The organism is Pseudomonas sp. SIMBA_067 (genome assembly GCF_046534675.1).
Taxonomy (GTDB): domain Bacteria; phylum Pseudomonadota; class Gammaproteobacteria; order Pseudomonadales; family Pseudomonadaceae; genus Aquipseudomonas; species Aquipseudomonas putida.
Genome location: NZ_JAWRYH010000766.1, coordinates 1 through 258, shown reverse-complemented (window position 1 = coordinate 258; position 258 = coordinate 1). Strand labels below are relative to the sequence as shown.

Below are 258 nucleotides of genomic sequence, written 5' to 3'. Positions count from 1 at the left end.
GGGAGCCTTATTTCTCTTGCCTGCATTTGCTGCGGGCAGACTCCACACCAGTAGCGACAACTGGGAACGCCCGTGCCATGACCGACACCGCGCCGCCTACCCGCCCCCAGCTCCGTCGCCTGCTGCGCAATGCCCGCCGCGCACTGACGCCTGCCCAGCAGCGCCAGGCCGCCCTCGGCCTGTACCGCCAGTTGGCGCAAGACCCGCTGTTCCGCCGCGCCCGGCACATCGCCTTGTACTTGCCCAACGACGGCGAAA

The 258-nt window shown here is 68.6% G+C and carries 1 pseudogene; it reads left to right on the top strand.

What is annotated here, in order from left to right:
- Positions 1–77: 77 nt before the first annotated feature.
- A pseudogene (locus tag SB765_RS31240) lies at positions 78–258 on the top strand (5-formyltetrahydrofolate cyclo-ligase); the annotation flags it as partial.